We start from the raw sequence: 16,341 nt of genomic DNA, 5'->3' as shown, positions 1-16,341 counted from the left end.
TTCGTATTGCGAATCTCGATTGGTTCTAATCACATAGAGTATTATAACACTTAGCGTTTATTTTGTAAAATTGGTCGCCCATATTCAGACGCCTGTCAAAATTACTATCGAATTAAAGGAATATAAGGGAGGGATGTGGACAGAAGGAGGACAAATGTTGCCGGACACCTTCACGGACATAGTATAAATTATCTGGTATGAGTGGGCATATTCGCCGCGCGCGCTTCGAGACGTGGCCCAGTGGTTCGAGGAAGAACGGCCCGAGACGAAACGACGAATCGCCGAGAGTTGCCCGAACAGTTCCGGCGACAGCGACACGCCGGCGGTCAGTCGGACGGACGCGGGAGTAGGACCGAAACGCGAACAGAAACGGACGTGAACAGAAACCGAAACGCGAACGGGAAAAACAGCAACCCGCGGCCGGGACGGCGGGACGCGACCTCAGACCGCGTCGGGGCCCGACGCGCCGGTGCGGATCTGGCGGGCCGACTCAACCGGGAGGACGAACACCTTGCCGTCGCCGGGTTCCCCGGTCTGTGCGCCGTCTTGGATCGCGTCGACGACGTCGTCGGCGGGGATGTCGGCGACGACGCACTCGATCTTGACCTTCTGGTGCAGATCGACCGTGTACTCCTCGCCGCGCCACTGCCCGGTCTTCGCGGGCTGAGAGCCCCGACCGGAGACGTTCGTCACCGTCAGCGACGGCGCTCCGGCGGCCGCGAGTGACTGCTTGACGTCCGAGAGCTTGTCCGGACGGATGTAGGCGACGACCATCTCGATCGGCGTCTCCGGGTCACTCATCGGTAGTCACCCCCGTTTCCGCGGCCGGAGCGGGCGAGCCGGTGTCGGCGTCGACGTCGCTACCGCCGTCAGTGCGGAGTTCGCCGCCGTCGGCGGCGACCCCGGTGTCGCGGCGCTCGCTCGGCACGAACTCGGGGTACACCGAGACGCCGTGTTCGCCCTCGTCGAGGCCCTCGGTCTCCTCTTCTTCGCTCACGCGGAGGCCGACCGCGGCGTCGAGAGCCGCGAGGACGACCGCCGAGGCGACGATCGTCCACAGGGCGATCACGGCGACGCCGACGACCTGCAGAACGAACTGGTTCAGTGCGAAGCCGCCGACCGCGAAGACCGGGATCAGCGCCGTGCCGACCGCGCCGGCGACGCCGTGGACGGCGAAGACGCCGCAGACGTCGTCGATCTTGAGGCGGTCGACCGTGAAGCGGAACGCCGGGAGCACGAGGAAGCCGCCGAGGCCGCCGAGGAGCGCGCCGCCCCACCACGTGACGTGCGGGACCGCGCCCGTGACGGCTACGAGACCCGCGAGGATGCCGTTGGCGGTCCAGAGCGGATCGGGCTTGCCCTGGTAGCGCGCGGAGGTGAGCATCGCCATCGCGCCGCCCGCGCTCATTCCGAGCGTCGTCACGAGGGCGACGCGGCCGAGCGCCGAGCCCATGAACGTGAGCGTGCCGTCGTCGGCGACCGCGAGGATCGTCGCCTGCGTGCCGACGTTGAAGCCGTACCAGCCGAACGCGAGGATGAACGTGCCGAGGACCGCCAGCAGCATCGAGTGCCCCGGAATCGGCTGGCTGTTGCCGTTCGAGTCGTAGCGGCCCTTGCGTGCGCCGACCATCTTGGCCGCGACGAGACCGGCGACGCCGCCGCACATGTGGACGACGGTCGCGCCGGCGAAGTCGAGGTAGCCCGCGCCGAGCGCGCCGCCGAGGAAGCCGGAACTGGAGAGGAGGCCGCCGCCCCAGGTGAAGCCGACCACGACGGGGTAGATGATCGCCACCATCAGGACCGTGAACAGCACGTACGCGTCGAAGTTCATCCGTTCGGCGACCGCGCCGGAGACGATCGTCGCCGCCGTCATCGCGAACACCGCGCCGAAGAGCCAGCCGATCCACGCGTTGGAGTCGGCGATGTGTCCGAACGCACCGGCGATGTCCCCGCCCGAGGTGAGGCCGCCGACGATGCCGACGACGGCCGCGCCGACGACGAAGTACACGAGCGTCCCGAGGATCCAGTCGGTCATGTTCTTCATCAGCACGTTGCCGACGTTCTTCGCGCGGACCTGCCCCGACTCCAGCAGCGCGAAGCCCGGCTGCATGAAGAAGATCAGGAACGTGACCACCAGCACCCACACGTTGTTGATGCCGTTGGCGACGGTGGTCGGATCCACCTGTAAGAGCGTGCTCATTCGCGCACCTCACTGTTCAAACGTTTGTCTACCCATACGCCGAATCTGCCGTGTTTCGTGGATGGAATCACGAGAGAAGGTCAAAGAGAGGAAATATATAAAGATTGGAGTTGAATATGTCTAAAATACCTATGTCTATCCAGACGTTCGTATGATTTGGGTAACAATATAAAGCGTATAAGGTTCAGAGGCGTGAGTTAACGTGGTAGTATCGCGGCGGTTACTGGACAAGCGTTCAGGCAATTCCTGCCGAACTCGCCGTTCTCGGTTGTGCGCGGCGGGAAGTCTGTGGCGATCTGCAGGTTCTCCGCGAGGACGAGTTCCGACGAGTTCGATCAGAGCCGCGCCGCGAGGTCCTCGGCGAAGTACGTGATGATGAGGTCGGCTCCGGCGCGTTTCATCGCCAGCAGCGATTCGTGGGCTGCCCCCTCCAAATCGAGCCAACCCTTCTCCGCCGCGGCGTGGATCATCGCGTACTCGCCGGAGACGTTGTACGCGGCGACCGGGTGGTCGAACTCCCGACGGATCGACCGGACGACGTCGAGGTACGCGAGCGCGGGCTTGACCATCAGCACGTCCGCGCCCTGTTCGACGTCGAGGGCGACCTCCCGGATCGCCTCGCGCCCGTTCGCGGGATCCATCTGGTAGTGCCGGCGGTCGCCGAACGCGGGCGCGCCGTCGGCGGCGTCGCGGAAGGGGCCGTAGAAGGCGCTCTCGTACTTCGCCGCGTAGGACATAATCGGAAGGTCCTCGTGGCCCGCGTCGTCGAGTCCCTCGCGGATCGCCCCGACCATCCCGTCGGTCATCGAACTCGGCGCGACCATATCCGCGCCCGCCTCGGCGTGCGAGACCGCGGTTTTCGCGAGCAGATCGAGCGTCGGGTCGTTCCGCACGGTGAGCGTCGGGTCTGACTCGGCGTCGGCTTCGAGCACGCCGCAGTGCCCGTGGTTGGTGTACTCGCAGAGACAGACGTCGGTGATGACGTACGCCTCCGTCTCGGCGGAGATCCGACGGACGGCCTGCTGAACGACGCCGTCTCGCGCCCACGCGCGAGACCCCCGCTCGTCCTTCGACTCGGGGATCCCGAACACCATCACCGCCTCGACGCCCGTCTCCAGCACCTCCTCGACGCGCTCGACCGCGTCGGCGACGGGAACGCGCTCGTGTCCCGGCATCGACTCGATCGGCACGCGCTCGTCGGTCGTCGCGTCGACGAAGATCGGCGCGACGAGGTCACGCGCGGTCAGTTCCGTCTCGCTGACGAGCGACCGAATTCCGTCGCGGCGGAGCCGTCGGGGCCGGTCGGTGAGGTCCATACGCGGCCCTTCGAGACCGGTGGAAAAAATCGCATCGGAGTGATCGCGGGCGAGTCGCTACCCACGAAGGGGAACGAAATACGTTTGTGAATCTCGCCGGAACAACTAGGTGATGCAGGTGCCCCAAGTGGTCCTCCAACTGGACGCGATGCCACCTCGGCTCACCGCCCTCCTCGAGTCCGAGTGGGCCTACCTCGCGCTCTTCGGCGTCTTCGTGCTCGAAGGCGCGATGCTGATGTACTTCATGCCGAGCGAGCTGATCGTCCCGGGATCGCTCCTGCTCCTCGGCGGCGACGCGCTGATCCCCGTGCTCGCCGTCGCCGTACTCGGCGCCACGCTCGGCCAGTACGCGCTGTTCAAGGTGGCCCAGCGCGGCGGTCGCGAGTACCTCCTCTCGAAGTCGTGGTTCCGCATCGACGAGTCGAAGCTCGATCGGTTCGACGGCTGGTTCGACCGGTGGGGTCCGGTCGTCGTACCCGTGAGCAACGCCCTGCTTTTCACCCGCGGGATGTTGACCGTCCCGGCGGGCTTCGCCGAGATGGACGATCGGCAGTTCGTCGCGCTGTCGGCCGTCGGAACGCTGATATTCGAGGTCGCGCTCGCGGGACTGTTCCTGTACGCGGACACGCTGCTCTAGCGGTACGCGAACGCGGTGCGCTAGCGCGGTCTGCCGGGCTGTCCGGGTGGCAGCGGAGGATTTTTCGAGGTCCGTCGCGTCGGAACGGGACGTGAGCGACTTCGACGAGGAAGCGGAGCGGGAGCGACTGCGCGAAAAGTACGAGCGAGACGAGGAGCGCCGCAAGGAGACCCAGCAGATGAGCGAACTGCTGCTGAAGGGCGCGACGATGACCAACCGCCACTGCAACGACTGCGGGTCGCCGATCTTCCGGTATCAGGGCCAGGAGTTCTGCCCGAGTTGTCAGCGCGTCACCGGCGAGAGCGACGCCGGCGCCCAAGGAGACGACGGGCAGGTGGAGGCGGGCGAGGAGTCGGCGGCGGACCAACGGTCGACGGCGGATCAGCAACCGACGGCAGACCAACAGTCGACACCCGGCCGACAGCCGTCACCCGAGGCGCGAGCGGGCGCAGACGAACCCGGACGGTCCGCCGAAGACGTCGCGTCCGGTGTCGACGTCGCCGACGACGGGGCCGAACCACCGTCGGTCCGGGACGCCCGCCCGTCGACGACGCCGGAGACGGAGGCCGCTCCGGTCGACGGCCGCGGGGCCCGCGAGGCGCTGCTCGGCGCGTTGACGCGGCACGCGCGGCTCGCCGAGGAGACAGACGACCCGCGACGCGCGAAAGAGCACCTCTCCGCGGCGCGGGAGGCCGCCGCGGCGCTCGACGAACTCGACTAGCTACTCAGCCCGCCAGCGCCCCGGCCAACTGGAGCCGGATGTGGCCCAGATACGGGATCCGGAGCCGCGCGCTGCCGCGGATCCACTCGGGGCGGATCGGTCCCGCCGTGTCGGCGACGCTCGTCACCTGATCGTACTGCCCGTTGGCGTCGCCCTTCGTGATGAACCCCGCGTGCGGAGCCGGGCAGTTGGGGAGCTCTTGGCAGTTGTCCGCGCGCATGTACGCCGGGTCGGCTCGGTCGTACCAGTTCTCGCCCTCCTCGACGTGGAAGTGCGCGCGGTGGATGATCGGCGATCCGGCGCGGTCGGGCGGCGAGTAGATGATGACCGAACCGTTGCCGCCGAAGCTTCGGTAGCCCGCTTCGGTTCCGATCTCGACCGTCACGACGCCGGTGTCGCCGTAGGCGTAATCCGGCGTGAAGCGGTGCTCCTCCGTGACGAAGACGAGGTCACCGCGGTACATCTCGGGCTCCATACTTCCGCTCTCGACGGCCACCATCGGCGGCCAGACGCCGCTGATGGCGAACAGCAGGAGACCGACGCCGACGACGGCGAGGGCGCTGTAGAGCGTCTCGCGGATGAAGAGAAGCGGTCCGCTCTGGGCGGTTCGAAAGCGCGTGAGGAAACTCACGTCGCGGTCGGCCGCGCGTGTCCCGGGCTCTGGGCGGGGTCGCCCCTCGGAGCGCTGCCGGGAGACGGCGACGCCGGCGGGGACGTGCTCGTCCGCGTCGTCAGCGTCGCGGTGAGCGACGTCGGCTGCAGCCGCTGGGTCGTCGTCGTCGCGCGTGCCGGCCGCTGCGGGCGTTTCGTCCGCTGCGTCGGCTTCGCCCGCTTCGCCTGCGTCCGGTGCATCGGCTGCAGCGTCTTTGTCCGGCGACCCCGAGGGTGCGCCCGCGCGGTCGCCGTTCCGCACTCCCTCGTCGTCGGCGACGTCCTCCCGACCGGACCGGGCCACCTCGTCGTGCGGCTCGTCGTCCGGACGATCGGGCGCGTTCCCGTCTTCGTCCGTCATCTACCGGGAATTCTTCGCGGTCGCGTTTCAACCTTCTGACCCGGCCGCCGACGCGTCGACCGCGACGACCTCGTTCAGTACGCTTTTCTTCCGCTGCCGCGTGCAGCCAGTGTGCCTCTGGAGACGCCGGTTCGGATCGTGCAGGAACTCACCGCCCGCGGATACAACGCCGAACAGGAGGCCGTGACGCTCATTGCGGGGACCGATGCCCCCGGACGGGCGCTCGACACCGTCGTCGAGTTCGTCGACGACGAGGCCCTCCGGATCACGGCCGCAGACGTCCGAAGCGCGCTCGCGGAGTCGCCGCCGGACGTGACAGGCGCGGACTCGGGGACCGCGAGCGTCGACGACGAGCGCGACCTCCCGAAGCAGCCAGACCCCCTCGTTTCCACTGGAGATGACGCGTCTTCCGCCGGTAAAAACGGAGAGGTGTCGGATAGAGATTCTCCAGTAGAAGCGAAGGGGTCGGGCGGCGGTGATTCGACCGAACGGAACAACGCTTCTCGATCGGTCGCCCCGTCCGAAACGGATGCAACTCCTCAACCAGAGACAACTACCGAACCGGACGCAACTACCCAACCAGAGACAACCGCTTCGTCGGAGACCGGGTCGCAAACGAAGCCGACCACCGAGTCGGGCGGCCGCGACCCATCGCTCCGCTCGCTGGAAGTCAGCGGCGACGTGACCGGCCAGAGCACCGGAACCGGCGAGTACGGCGACTTCGTGAAGGTCTTCCGGGACCGCTACGAGAAGCTCTCGAAACAGCTCCGCGGGCGGGTGAACCACCGGCCGGCGACCGCCATCCAGTCGATGAGCGGCGGGGCCGACGCGGCGATGGTCGGCCTCGTCAACGACATCCGCTCGACGAAGAGCGGTCACTGGCTCGTCGAGTTGGAGGACACGACCGGGACGTTCCCCTGTCTGGTGATGAAAGACCGGGAGTTCGCCGGACTGGTCGACGAACTGCTGCTCGACGAGTGCATCGCCGTCGAGGGGACGCTCTCCGACGACGCGGGGATCATGTTCGTCGACTCGATGCACTTCCCCGACGTGCCGCGGACGTACACGCCGAACACCGCGGACAGACACGTGCAGGCGGCGCTCGTCTCCGACGTCCACGTCGGCAGCCAGGAGTTCGTCGCCGACGCGTGGGGGCGCTTCGCGGACTGGCTCCACACAGAGGAGGCCGAGCCCGTGGAGTACCTGCTCATCGCGGGCGACATGGTCGAGGGCGTCGGCGTCTATCCGAACCAGGACGAGGAACTCGACATCGTCGACATCTACGAACAGTACGAGACCTTCTCGGAACACCTCAAGGACGTTCCCGGCGACATAGAGATCCTGATGATCCCGGGTAACCACGACGCCGTCCGCCTCGCGGAACCGCAGCCCGGCTTCGACGAGAACCTCAGAGACATCATGAGCGCCCACGACGCTCGAATCACGGGGAACCCGTCGCTGGTCACCGTCGAGGGCGTGAAGGTGCTGATGTACCACGGCGTCTCCCTCGACGAGGTCATCGCGGAGCTACCCGCCGATAAGGCGAGCTACGACGACCCGCACAAGGCGATGTACCAGCTCCTGAAGAAGCGCCACGTCGCGCCGCAGTTCGGCGGGAAGACGCGGCTCGCGCCCGAGGAGAAGGACTATCTGGTGATGGAGGAGGTGCCCGACGTGTTCCACACCGGTCACGTGCACAAGCTCGGCTGGGGGAAGTACCACGACGTCCTCGCGGTCAACTCCGGCTGCTGGCAGGCCCAGACCGACTTCCAGAAGTCCGTCAACATCGACCCCGACGTCGGCTACGCGCCGATCCTCGACCTCGACACGCTCGATATGACCGTTCGGAAATTCGTCTGACCGGGACGCGAGCGCGAGCGTCGAAACCGCTCAGTCGGGGGAGAACCGGTACTTCGTCGTCGGCTCGCCGCCGAACTGCGGGCCGGGACCGACCGTCTCGAAGCCCGCGGCTTCGGCCGCCGACGTGATGTCGCTGTCAGACTCGGGAACGACGAGCGCGACGTCGAATCCCTCGTTGACCGCGAAGCGGACCGGTTCGGCGAGCAGTCGCTCCGCGACCGAGGCGTCGCCGGCGAGCTGCGTGACGTGGACCGTCCCGTCCTCGACGTCGAACGCGACGAACCCGTGAACGGCGTCGGTCGGGGAGTCGTCATCGGCGGAAGCGGCCTCGCCGGTTCCACCTGTTTCGGCGGCCTCGTCGACGTCCGCGTTCGGCCCCGGATCGCGGTCCGGCGAGACCGCGAGTCTGACCGTCCGGTCGTGGACGACGTTGCGGAGCACGTCGGCCGGGAGGTCGACGATGGCCCCGAGCGTCTCGGCGTCCGCCTCGACCGCGTCTCGGACCTCGACGTCCATACGCACACTTCGAGCGGCAGCGACTTAAACTGCGGCGGGGGTCACGGCCACGGTTCGTGCCGAGTCAGATCAGGAAGAAAGAACCGCTGAGAGGACTGAACCGGAGACGGGTCCCCGTTCGGTCGATACCGCCGAGGAAACTCGGCAACCGTTGAGACGGGAGACAAGATTTTACACTCCCCCCGGCAAAGGACGGCTATGTCAGAGCACCACTCGCAGTTCAGTTCCGTACGACGACAGGAGGCCCGACCGTGCGCGTAGTCGCCAAGTTCGGCGGCACGTCGCTCGGGAGCGGCGATCGGATCAACCGCGCCGCCGACTCGATCGCCGCGGCGGTCGAAGCGGGTCACGAGATCGCCGTCGTCGCGAGCGCGATGGGCAACACGACCGACGCACTCCTCGAGGAGATCGAGTTCGACGCCGAGGACCGCGACCGCGCGGAGATCGTCTCGATGGGCGAGCGGACGAGCGTCCGGATGCTCAAGGCCGCCCTCGCCGCCCGCGGCGTCAACGCCGTCTTCGTCGAACCCGGCGCGGACGACTGGCCGGTCATCGCGAACGACCTCGGCGAGGTCAACGTCGAGGAGACGCAGCGGCGGGCGGGCGAACTCGCCGAGGATCTCGATCACGTCGTCCCGGTCATCACCGGCTTCCTCGCGCAGAACCTCGACGGCGAGATCACGACGCTCGGTCGCGGCGGCTCGGACACGACCGCCGTGATGCTCGGTCGGTATATGAACGCCGACGAGGTCGTGATCGTCACCGACGTCGAGGGCGTCATGACGGGCGACCCGCGCGTCGTCGAGGGCGCGCGCAACGTCGGCCGGATCACCGTCGACGAACTGCGGAACCTCTCGTTCCGCGGCGCTGAAGTGGTCGCCCCCTCGGCGTTGTCGTACAAGGACGACGGCCTCGACGTCAGGGTCGTCCACTACCAGCACGGCGACTTGCTCACCGGCGGGACGCTCATCGAGGGGCAGTTCGAGAACCTCATCGACATGCAGGACGAGCCGCTCGTCTGCGTCACCGTCGCGGGGCGGGCGATCCGAAACAGCCCCGGGATCCTCGCGGACCTCTCGCAGGCGCTCCGGGAGGCCGACATCAACATCGACGCGGTCGCGTCCGGGATGGACTCGGTGACGTTCTACGTCGCCGAAGACCGCGCCGAGGAGGCCGAGAACCTGCTGCACGAGAAGGTCGTCGACGACCAGACGCTCTCGTCGGTCACCGTCGACGACGACATCGCGGTCATCCGCGTCACCGGCGGCGAACTGCCGAACCGCCCCGGCGTGATCCAGGACATCGTCGAACCGATCGCCGAGGCCGGGATCAACATCCACGACGTCATCACCTCCGCGACCTCCGTGGCCATCTTCGTCGCGTGGGACGACCGCGAGGAGACGCTCGAGATCGTCCAAGACGAGTTCTGAGCGTCCGTCGGTCGAAGCGTTCCGCCCGTCACCGACCCTCGTAGAGCCGCTGGCCGATCCGCTCCGGGAGCCCGGCGTCTTCGACGGCGTCCGCGACGGCGTCGACGTCGTACTCGACGCGGCGCTCGTCGACGTCGTACTCGACGCGGCGCTCGTCGACCGACAGGTCGTCGAGGTCGACCACGGCGTAGGCGGCCCGCGGGTCGCCGTCGCGCGGCTGTCCGACGCTTCCGGGGTTCAGTACGACTCCCTCCTCGAAGCGTTCGTATCCCTGAACGTGGGTGTGCCCCAGCACGAGCACGTCCTCCTCGCCGAGCATCGACGGCGAGAACTCCTCGGGGTAGGTGTAGCGGTCGGGGTCGTCGGGATGGCCGTGGACCAGTTTGATCGCCCCGTCGAGGACGGTTCTCGCATCCGGCAGCGCGGAGAGCCACTCGATCGCGTCGTCGTCGAGTTCCCCACGAGCGTACTCGACGCCCGCCGCGGCCATCGAGTTGAACCGGAACGCGGTCCCGGCCGACACCGCGCGGTCGTGATTGCCCATCACCGTGGGGATCTCCCGCTCGCGGACCGCGGCGACGCACTCGGCCGGCCAGGGGTTGTACCCGACGACGTCGCCAGCGCAGACGATCGCGTCGGGAGCGTCGCCGTCGGCTCCCGACGCGGCGAGGTCGTCGAAGACGGCGTCGAGCGCGACCTTGTTCGCGTGGACGTCCGAGATCACCGCGACGTGCATACGCGAGCGTACGGCTCGGAGGACAAAAATGCGGGCGGCTAGGTGGACTGCCCTTAGCCGTTGAACAGGCCGACGGCGACGTCGCCGTCGTCGTAGGTGACGCCCGCAGCGCAGACGGCGTGCTCGTAGGGCAGGTCGTACGCCGCGCGAGCGAGGGCGGACGGGCCGTCAGCGGCGTCGGCGTCGAAGTCGGCCGGCGTTGGCTCGTCCTCCTCGTAGGTCGCCACGAGGGTGGGTTCCTCGACGGCATCGACGAGGAGCGCGTCGCGGCGGACGATCCCGATATACGACTCCTCGCCGACGACGCCCGCCACGCGCGGGGTGTCGTAGTCGTCCTTCTCGTAATCGAGCGCGAGCAGCGACGACGCGAGCGCGTCGCGGGCGGGGTAGCCCAGGTCCAGTTTCTCGGCGATCGGATCGACGTGGGAGCCGTTGCCGACGACGACCGCGTCACCGCCCTCCCGGACGCAGTTGTAGGAGACGTAGGGGTTGTCGTTCTCGGGCGCGTCGGGCGTCGGCGCGACCGTCAGCGTACCGTTGCGGTCGACGATCCGACGGTTCGGGAACGATCGAGAGGAGACGCGGTACGCGCCGAAGTCGGGCGCGACGATCACGAATCGGCCGATGTACATACACGAATGTGGTCAACTGTGGGATAAATAGGTGGTGGATTGTGCACGATAGCGTCCCTCTACGCGGCCATCGCGGACGAGAGGTCCGACTCGGAATCGCGACCGCGCGACGCCTCTGCACCGTGAGCCGCGGGACCGGAGGTGGTTTCTTGTCCGTTCGTGTCGATTACTCGAAGCGATATGCCCTCCGAGACGCCCGGCCCCGTCGGTACGGCCGACCCCGCCGAACACGACGACGCGGAGCAACCGGACGCGAGAACGCCCCAACGAGGACGGGAACATAGCGAGGTCGACGTCGACCGACTCGCTCGGTTTCTCGGCGCGCTGGTCGTCCTCGCGCTCGGATTCGTCGCGGTCGCGTCCGCGGCCGACGTCCGACTCGTCGCGCTTGCCCCGATCTACATGTTCACGCCGGCTATCGCCGCGGGGGTAGTGGTTCTCACGACCGACGCGTCGGCGCACGACCTCGGCGTGCGACGCGGACGCGCTCGCTGGCACCTCGTCGCCGTCGGAAGCGTGCTCGCGCTGATCGGGGTCGCACTCGCGCTCAGCCTCGCGGTACCCGGGATCACGTTCGACGCCGCAGCCGACCCGACGCCGGGGCTCGCGCTGCCCGCCGGTCCGCTGGGGACCGTCGCCCTCCTCGCGCTGGTGGTCGGAGCCGGGGTGACCGTCAACGCGCTCTTCGCGCTGGGAGAGGAGATCGGCTGGCGCGGCTACCTCCTCTGGGAACTCGCGCCGCTGGGGTTCTGGCGGGCCAGCGGTGCGACCGGCGTGCTGTGGGGGCTCTGGCACGCCCCGGTCGTTCTCGACGGCTACAACTACCCCTCGTTCCCCGTCGTCGGCGTCGCGGCGATGACGGTCGCGACGGTGGCCTTCTCGCCGGTGTACACCTACGTCGTCGTCCGCGCCAGATCCGCCCTGGCGGCCGGGTTTCTCCACGGCGTGTTCAACGCCGCGGCCGGGAGCGTACTCGCGTACGCCGTCGCACCGGATCCCGTTCGCCGGGAGCTCGTCGCGAGTCCGGTCGGAGTCGCGGGGATCGCCGCCTTCGCGCTGGCCAGCGTGGCCCTCCGAGTCCGCGGGACGCCGAGCGTAGAACGCGCTTCGTTGTGGGAAGGGGGCGAATCAACCGAGAGCGCGAACGTCGGCAGCGACGCCGGCCTCCGGGAGTGACGGACTTCGCAACACTCATATGGAGCCGCGGGTTACGAACGGGCACGCAGTCGACGAACGGCGTCGACGGCACGACAGCACAGTCCCATGGGGTAGCGGCCAATCCTGAAGCCTTCTGGGGGCTTCGACCCAGGTTCGAATCCTGGTGGGACTACTCCTCTTTCACTCGATTCCGGAGAGTCACGTCGTTGCCGAGCCCGAACGGGGCTCTCGGAGGCGATCCACGGTCACAGGAGCAACGAGACGGTCCAGAGAACGACTGTCAGTCCCAAGAGGTAGCCCAGAACCACGAGCGTGTTTCGGCGATGCGCACCGGAGGCGGTCCCCGGAAGCCGGACCGGCACGCGCGTCGTTCCCCCGGGCATCAGGCCGAATCGGGCGCGTCAGTCGACGTGTCGTCGGTCGAACTCTCGCCGGCGGCGGCGTCGCCCTTCTCGTTCGAGTCGGCGTCCGCCGATCCGTCGTCGTTCGTGTTCTCGTCCTCCGATTCTCCGTCGTCAGCGGTAGCATCGTCCACGGACTGGTCAGATTCCGTCTCGTCTTCGGTTTCGGTGGTCGGTTCCGACTGCGTATCGGTCCCGCCGGACGACTCCGCATCGGTCGTGGGGTCGGAGCCCGTGGTCTCACTACCGTCGTCCGTCGAAGAGGGCTCTTGGCCGCCCGTCGAAGACGACTCCTGACTGTCCGACGGGGAGCCATCGGGGTCGGCTGACGTGGTCGTATCGTCGGATTCGGGCGGCTCGGCCGGATCGTCAGCGTCCGACGCCGGTTCGGCAGTCGGTGTCACCGGGGTGTCGCCCGCGTCCGACTCGGCATCGGTCTCGTTCCCGCCGGTGTTCGCACCGTCGGCGGCCGACGCGTTTTCGGGGGGCGTCGGGTCGTCAGTGGCTGTCGCGTTGCCGTTCGTCACGTTCCCGCTGGTCACGTTCCCGCTCGTCGCGTTTCGAGCCGACGCGTTTTCGTCCGGGCCTTCGGCGGAGTCGTTGGCGATCCGCGTGTCGTCCGTGCCAGCCGTGAACCCGAACCCGGAGACGCCCATCGATCCATCCGAGTCGTCGTCGAGTGCGACCGCGTCGGGGCTCGGAACGTCGGCGCTGAAGCCGAGCGAGACGGCCTCCTCGTCCGAGAGGAGCGCCAGCGTGACGCCGGCGGTCGCCGAGGCGAACACGACGAGCAGCGCGCCCACGACCGCGAGCGACTTATTCATCATCCACCTCCGCGTCCCCGCTGCCGTCCGTCAGGGCCGGCAGCGGAGCCGAGCGAGCGGTGCGTGCGGCCCGCCACGCGCTCAGGGTCACCGATCCGGCGAACAGCAGGCCGAGGAGTCCGGCCGTGAGCGCGCCGACGGAGACGGGCGTCGGGGCGGCCGTGGCGGCGAACTCGCGGACGACGTTCCACCCGGCGTACGCGAACAGCGCCGCCATCGCCACCAGCGTGAGCTTCAGATCGACGGCCGCGACCGCGACGGTGTCGCTCGGGGACGGCCGGTCGCCGTTTCGGGGTGCCTCCGCGGTTCGCAAGGCGGTCGGCTCGTCGCCGTCGGCCGCGTCTGTCGTCGACGGTGGCGTCGGACCGCCCGCCTGAGCCTCCGAGACCTCGTCGACACCGGCTTCGGGGTCGCGCCGGGCCCACGCCCGGAGCTCGCTCACGCCGAGCAGCACCAGCGGGGCGACGACGAGCGCGACGTAGCCGACGGGCGTGTTCGCCCACAGGATCACGTACCCGACGAGCGGGATCGTGAGGACGACCTCGCCGATGATCGCCTCGGGGCCGACCAGCCCGGCGTCGACGTTCTCGTTGGCGTCGCCCTTCGTCTCGTAGCCGCCGTCGCGTTCGCCGACCACGCGGTGGGTCGTCGGCACGCTGTCGCCGGCGGACCGGTAGGTGATGACGTCGCCGACGCCCACGGACGCGGACGCGTCGACGATCACGACGTCGCCGGGCGAGAGCGCCGGTTCCATACTCCCGGAGAGGACGACGAAACCGTCGTCGGCTCCGACGACCTGCGGGACGGCGAAGACGGCGAACGGCGAGAGCGCCGCGAGCAACACCAGCGTCGCGAGCAGCTTGCCGGCGCTCGGCATCGGGGGCGTCGCCGGGAGCGTCGTTCGGGTCATCGGCCACCCCGCGGGGGCCGCCCGCCGTTGCCGTTCGTCAGCGAGGGGTCGGTACAGCCGGGGCACTCATCCTCGGCGTCGGTCGTGCAGACGCAGACCGTGACGTGGCTGATCGCCTTCCCCTCGGGGGCGTAGACGAGTCCGTCGGCGTCGCTGCCGGGGAGGTCGGCGGTGTCGACGGAAGTGCCGTCCGCGCGGTCGTACTGCTCGAACCCGGGACCGCCCTTGACGGCGACGGTGCAGAGGCTCGGCGCGGGGCCGCCGGAGAGGTTCACCAGCCGGAAGGCGACGCCGACCGTCTCGCCGCCGTCCTTCTCGGACGTGTCGTAGATCTCCAGACCGTAGTCGGTGTCGCCCTCGGTGAACGCGTACGTGCCGGGGGCGGCTGAGCTGTCGCCGAGCCCGGGTTGGGTCCCGGCCTCGAACTCCAGTTTGCCGAGCGTCCGGCAGCACGGGCAGGGGTCGGCGGGCGCACAGGGCGCGGCGTCCCGCCCCGCGAAGGGGTTCGCCGGCGCGGTGTTGCGGCACTGGACGGCGGCGAACCACAGGGGCAGATCGACCGACTCGCTGCCGACGTAGCCGACGAGTTCGTACTCGACGAGTACGCAGACCTCGTCGGACAGACATTCGACGTCGTCCGTCGCCGGGTCGCCGTCGACGCGGTAGCCCCCGCGGAGGTCGTCGGCGACCTCCCGGAGCGAGCCGCTGGCGATCGGGTCGCCCGCGGTCTCGGACTCGCAGTCGGCGTACGACAGCGCCAGGTGGATCGACTCCGCCAGCGACGTCGACGCGGGCATGGGACAGTCGGTCGCGAGCCACAGCGCGGCGGGGTTGTTGACCGCCGCACCGCGCTGGGGCAGCGCGAACGTGAGGCGCATCGCTCCCGAGTCCGACTCCGTCCCGAGGGACCCGATTGGGAGGCCGAGGCGCGGGCCGTCGACGACGCCGCGCGCGTCGGGCCGTCCGCACCGGGGCCGCTCAGCAGTTCGTACTCGACGACTAGGTCGACCGTGCCGGTCGTGATCGACGCCTCGAACCGCTCGGCGTCGCGGAACATCGCGGCGGTGCCGGTGCCGGTGAGCGCGCCCGCGCCGCCGGCCGCGGCCAGCGCCGCCAGCACGCGGCGTCGGGAGAGGATCATTGCGAACCTCCGCCGAGCAGCGGGCTGTCGCCGCCGCAGGCGACCCCGGCGAACGAGAACTCGAAGCCGAGCGAGTCGCCCTGCGCGCGGTTCCCGGCCGTCTCGGGGATCTCCCAACGGAGCGCGACGCAGCGCAGCGAACCGGGCGAGAGGCAGTCGAACGCGAGGAGTCCCTCGTCGTCGCCGGCGTCCGCCGTCGGGGCGAACGCCTCGGCGAAGGGGGTCGGAGCGATCAGCGGGGATTCGAGCGATTCGTCGAACTCCTTCACGCCGTTGCAGCTTCCAAGCGGCGAACCGTCGCGCCACATCTCGACGAGGGCGACCTCGTCGAGTTCGCCGTCGTTCGGGGTGGTGTCGCCGGCGGCCCGCTCGGGGCCGTTCACGCCGTTTTCGTCGTCGGCGGTGACGGACGCTCGGAACCACACGTCGAGCGGTTCCGCACCGCCGTCGTCGACGACTTCGAGGCCGACGACCAGCGTGCCGGCGTCACCCGGGAGGACGTTCCCCACCGAGAGCACCGGGCCGGTCACGTCCGTCACGTGCGTCGCCTCGTCGACGTAGGCGGGGCCGCTGTCGGGGTCGAGCGTCGCGTCGAGGCCGTCGCTCGTCCCGGCGTGGTTCTGCACGGTCGCACCGTTGTACCGCTCGTACCACGCGATGCGGAGCCGTCTGTCGTCCGTGTCGTCGTCCGGTGCGGCGTAGGTATATTGCGAGAAGCGGGGCGATCCCCGGCGGGTGGAGAACCCGCCGATGGCGACCGCTCCGCCGCCGATTCCCGTCAGCAGTTCCCGACGTGTGAGTGTCATTGTCGTAGGTCCCGGATACGCCGGGGCGATGAGTGGGCCGG

General features: G+C 68.8%; 17 protein-coding genes, 1 tRNA gene and 1 pseudogene. 6 read left to right on the top strand and 13 right to left on the bottom strand.

Features of this window, described 5'->3' with window-relative positions:
* Nucleotides 1–441: 441 nt before the first annotated feature.
* The 3 genes from ACP99_RS04920 to hemB all read right to left on the bottom strand — a co-directional run bounded on the left by ACP99_RS04920 (nt 442) and on the right by hemB (nt 3,516).
* The gene (locus tag ACP99_RS04920) at nt 442–801 is read right to left on the bottom strand and encodes a P-II family nitrogen regulator (RefSeq protein WP_049985527.1); all 360 of its coding nucleotides are present in this window, start codon (nt 799–801) and stop codon (nt 442–444) included.
* On the bottom strand, nt 794–2,200 hold the full coding sequence (locus tag ACP99_RS04915; RefSeq protein WP_049985526.1) for an ammonium transporter: 1,407 nt from the start codon (nt 2,198–2,200) through the stop codon (nt 794–796). The genes ACP99_RS04920 and ACP99_RS04915 overlap by 8 nt, the downstream gene beginning before the upstream one ends.
* 335 nt (nt 2,201–2,535) lie before the next feature.
* A complete protein-coding gene (gene hemB, locus ACP99_RS04910; RefSeq protein ID WP_049985525.1) occupies nt 2,536–3,516 on the bottom strand; it encodes a porphobilinogen synthase in 981 nt (326 codons plus the stop codon).
* 112 nt (nt 3,517–3,628) lie between these two features.
* Between hemB and ACP99_RS04905 the strand changes: the two genes are divergently transcribed.
* On the top strand, nt 3,629–4,153 hold the full coding sequence (locus tag ACP99_RS04905; protein ID WP_049985524.1) for a DedA family protein: 525 nt from the start codon (nt 3,629–3,631) through the stop codon (nt 4,151–4,153).
* A 91-nt stretch (nt 4,154–4,244) separates the two neighbouring features.
* The gene (locus tag ACP99_RS04900; protein ID WP_049985523.1) at nt 4,245–4,874 is read left to right on the top strand and encodes an Sjogren's syndrome/scleroderma autoantigen 1 family protein; all 630 of its coding nucleotides are present in this window, start codon (nt 4,245–4,247) and stop codon (nt 4,872–4,874) included.
* A 4-nt stretch (nt 4,875–4,878) separates the two neighbouring features.
* Here ACP99_RS04900 and ACP99_RS19840 read toward each other — a convergent pair whose 3' ends face one another.
* The gene (locus ACP99_RS19840; RefSeq protein ID WP_231554219.1) at nt 4,879–5,505 is read right to left on the bottom strand and encodes a S26 family signal peptidase; all 627 of its coding nucleotides are present in this window, start codon (nt 5,503–5,505) and stop codon (nt 4,879–4,881) included.
* A 492-nt stretch (nt 5,506–5,997) separates the two neighbouring features.
* Here ACP99_RS19840 and ACP99_RS04890 point away from each other — a divergent pair, with 492 nt between their 5' ends.
* Nucleotides 5,998–7,746 carry a DNA-directed DNA polymerase II small subunit gene (locus tag ACP99_RS04890; protein WP_049985521.1) on the top strand — a complete coding sequence of 583 codons (1,749 nt, stop codon included), beginning with the start codon at nt 5,998–6,000 and terminating at the stop codon, nt 7,744–7,746.
* A 30-nt stretch (nt 7,747–7,776) separates the two neighbouring features.
* Here ACP99_RS04890 and ACP99_RS04885 read toward each other — a convergent pair whose 3' ends face one another.
* A complete protein-coding gene (locus ACP99_RS04885; protein WP_049985520.1) occupies nt 7,777–8,262 on the bottom strand; it encodes a hypothetical protein in 486 nt (161 codons plus the stop codon).
* Nucleotides 8,263–8,513: 251 nt separating this feature from the next.
* On the opposite strand from ACP99_RS04885, the gene ACP99_RS04880 reads away from it, so the two are divergent.
* Nucleotides 8,514–9,692 carry an aspartate kinase gene (locus ACP99_RS04880; protein WP_049985519.1) on the top strand — a complete coding sequence of 393 codons (1,179 nt, stop codon included), beginning with the start codon at nt 8,514–8,516 and terminating at the stop codon, nt 9,690–9,692.
* A 28-nt stretch (nt 9,693–9,720) separates the two neighbouring features.
* Here ACP99_RS04880 and ACP99_RS04875 read toward each other — a convergent pair whose 3' ends face one another.
* Both ACP99_RS04875 and ACP99_RS04870 read right to left on the bottom strand, forming a co-directional pair.
* Nucleotides 9,721–10,428, bottom strand: coding sequence for a metallophosphoesterase family protein (locus tag ACP99_RS04875; protein WP_049985518.1), 708 nt, complete (start codon nt 10,426–10,428; stop codon nt 9,721–9,723).
* Between the two features lie 53 nt (nt 10,429–10,481).
* Nucleotides 10,482–11,060: an IMP cyclohydrolase gene (locus tag ACP99_RS04870; protein ID WP_049985517.1), complete on the bottom strand. Its 579-nt coding sequence runs from the start codon at nt 11,058–11,060 to the stop codon at nt 10,482–10,484.
* 180 nt (nt 11,061–11,240) lie between these two features.
* Here ACP99_RS04870 and ACP99_RS04865 point away from each other — a divergent pair, with 180 nt between their 5' ends.
* Together ACP99_RS04865 and ACP99_RS04860 are read left to right on the top strand one after the other, a co-directional pair.
* Nucleotides 11,241–12,236: a CPBP family intramembrane glutamic endopeptidase gene (locus tag ACP99_RS04865; RefSeq protein WP_081927143.1), complete on the top strand. Its 996-nt coding sequence runs from the start codon at nt 11,241–11,243 to the stop codon at nt 12,234–12,236.
* 81 nt (nt 12,237–12,317) lie between these two features.
* Nucleotides 12,318–12,390 (top strand) — tRNA-Gln (locus tag ACP99_RS04860).
* A 73-nt stretch (nt 12,391–12,463) separates the two neighbouring features.
* On the opposite strand, the gene ACP99_RS19835 is transcribed toward ACP99_RS04860, so the two are convergent.
* From ACP99_RS19835 to ACP99_RS04840, 6 genes and pseudogenes are all read right to left on the bottom strand, one after another.
* Nucleotides 12,464–12,601, bottom strand: coding sequence for a hypothetical protein (locus ACP99_RS19835; RefSeq protein ID WP_156105597.1), 138 nt, complete (start codon nt 12,599–12,601; stop codon nt 12,464–12,466).
* Entirely contained in the window at nt 12,601–13,443 is an 843-nt protein-coding gene (locus ACP99_RS04855) for a hypothetical protein (RefSeq protein ID WP_156105596.1), read from the bottom strand. The genes ACP99_RS19835 and ACP99_RS04855 overlap by 1 nt, the downstream gene beginning before the upstream one ends.
* Nucleotides 13,436–14,353: a signal peptidase I gene (locus ACP99_RS04850; RefSeq protein WP_049985515.1), complete on the bottom strand. Its 918-nt coding sequence runs from the start codon at nt 14,351–14,353 to the stop codon at nt 13,436–13,438. Before ACP99_RS04850 ends, ACP99_RS04855 begins: the two co-directional genes overlap by 8 nt.
* Nucleotides 14,350–15,231, bottom strand: a complete 882-nt coding sequence (locus ACP99_RS04845) for a hypothetical protein (protein WP_049985514.1) — start codon at nt 15,229–15,231, stop codon at nt 14,350–14,352. The genes ACP99_RS04850 and ACP99_RS04845 overlap by 4 nt, the downstream gene beginning before the upstream one ends.
* Nucleotides 15,232–15,371: 140 nt before the next feature.
* Nucleotides 15,372–15,494, bottom strand: a pseudogene (locus tag ACP99_RS21505) (SipW-dependent-type signal peptide-containing protein); the annotation flags it as partial.
* Nucleotides 15,491–16,300 carry a hypothetical protein gene (locus tag ACP99_RS04840; protein WP_049985513.1) on the bottom strand — a complete coding sequence of 270 codons (810 nt, stop codon included), beginning with the start codon at nt 16,298–16,300 and terminating at the stop codon, nt 15,491–15,493. The gene ACP99_RS04840 and the pseudogene ACP99_RS21505, both read right to left, overlap by 4 nt.
* Nucleotides 16,301–16,341: the final 41 nt, after the last annotated feature.

Origin of the sequence: Halobellus rufus (assembly GCF_000739575.1) — an archaeon.
In the GTDB taxonomy this organism is placed as follows: domain Archaea; phylum Halobacteriota; class Halobacteria; order Halobacteriales; family Haloferacaceae; genus Haloquadratum; species Haloquadratum rufum.
This window is presented reverse-complemented; position numbering and strand designations above follow the sequence as displayed.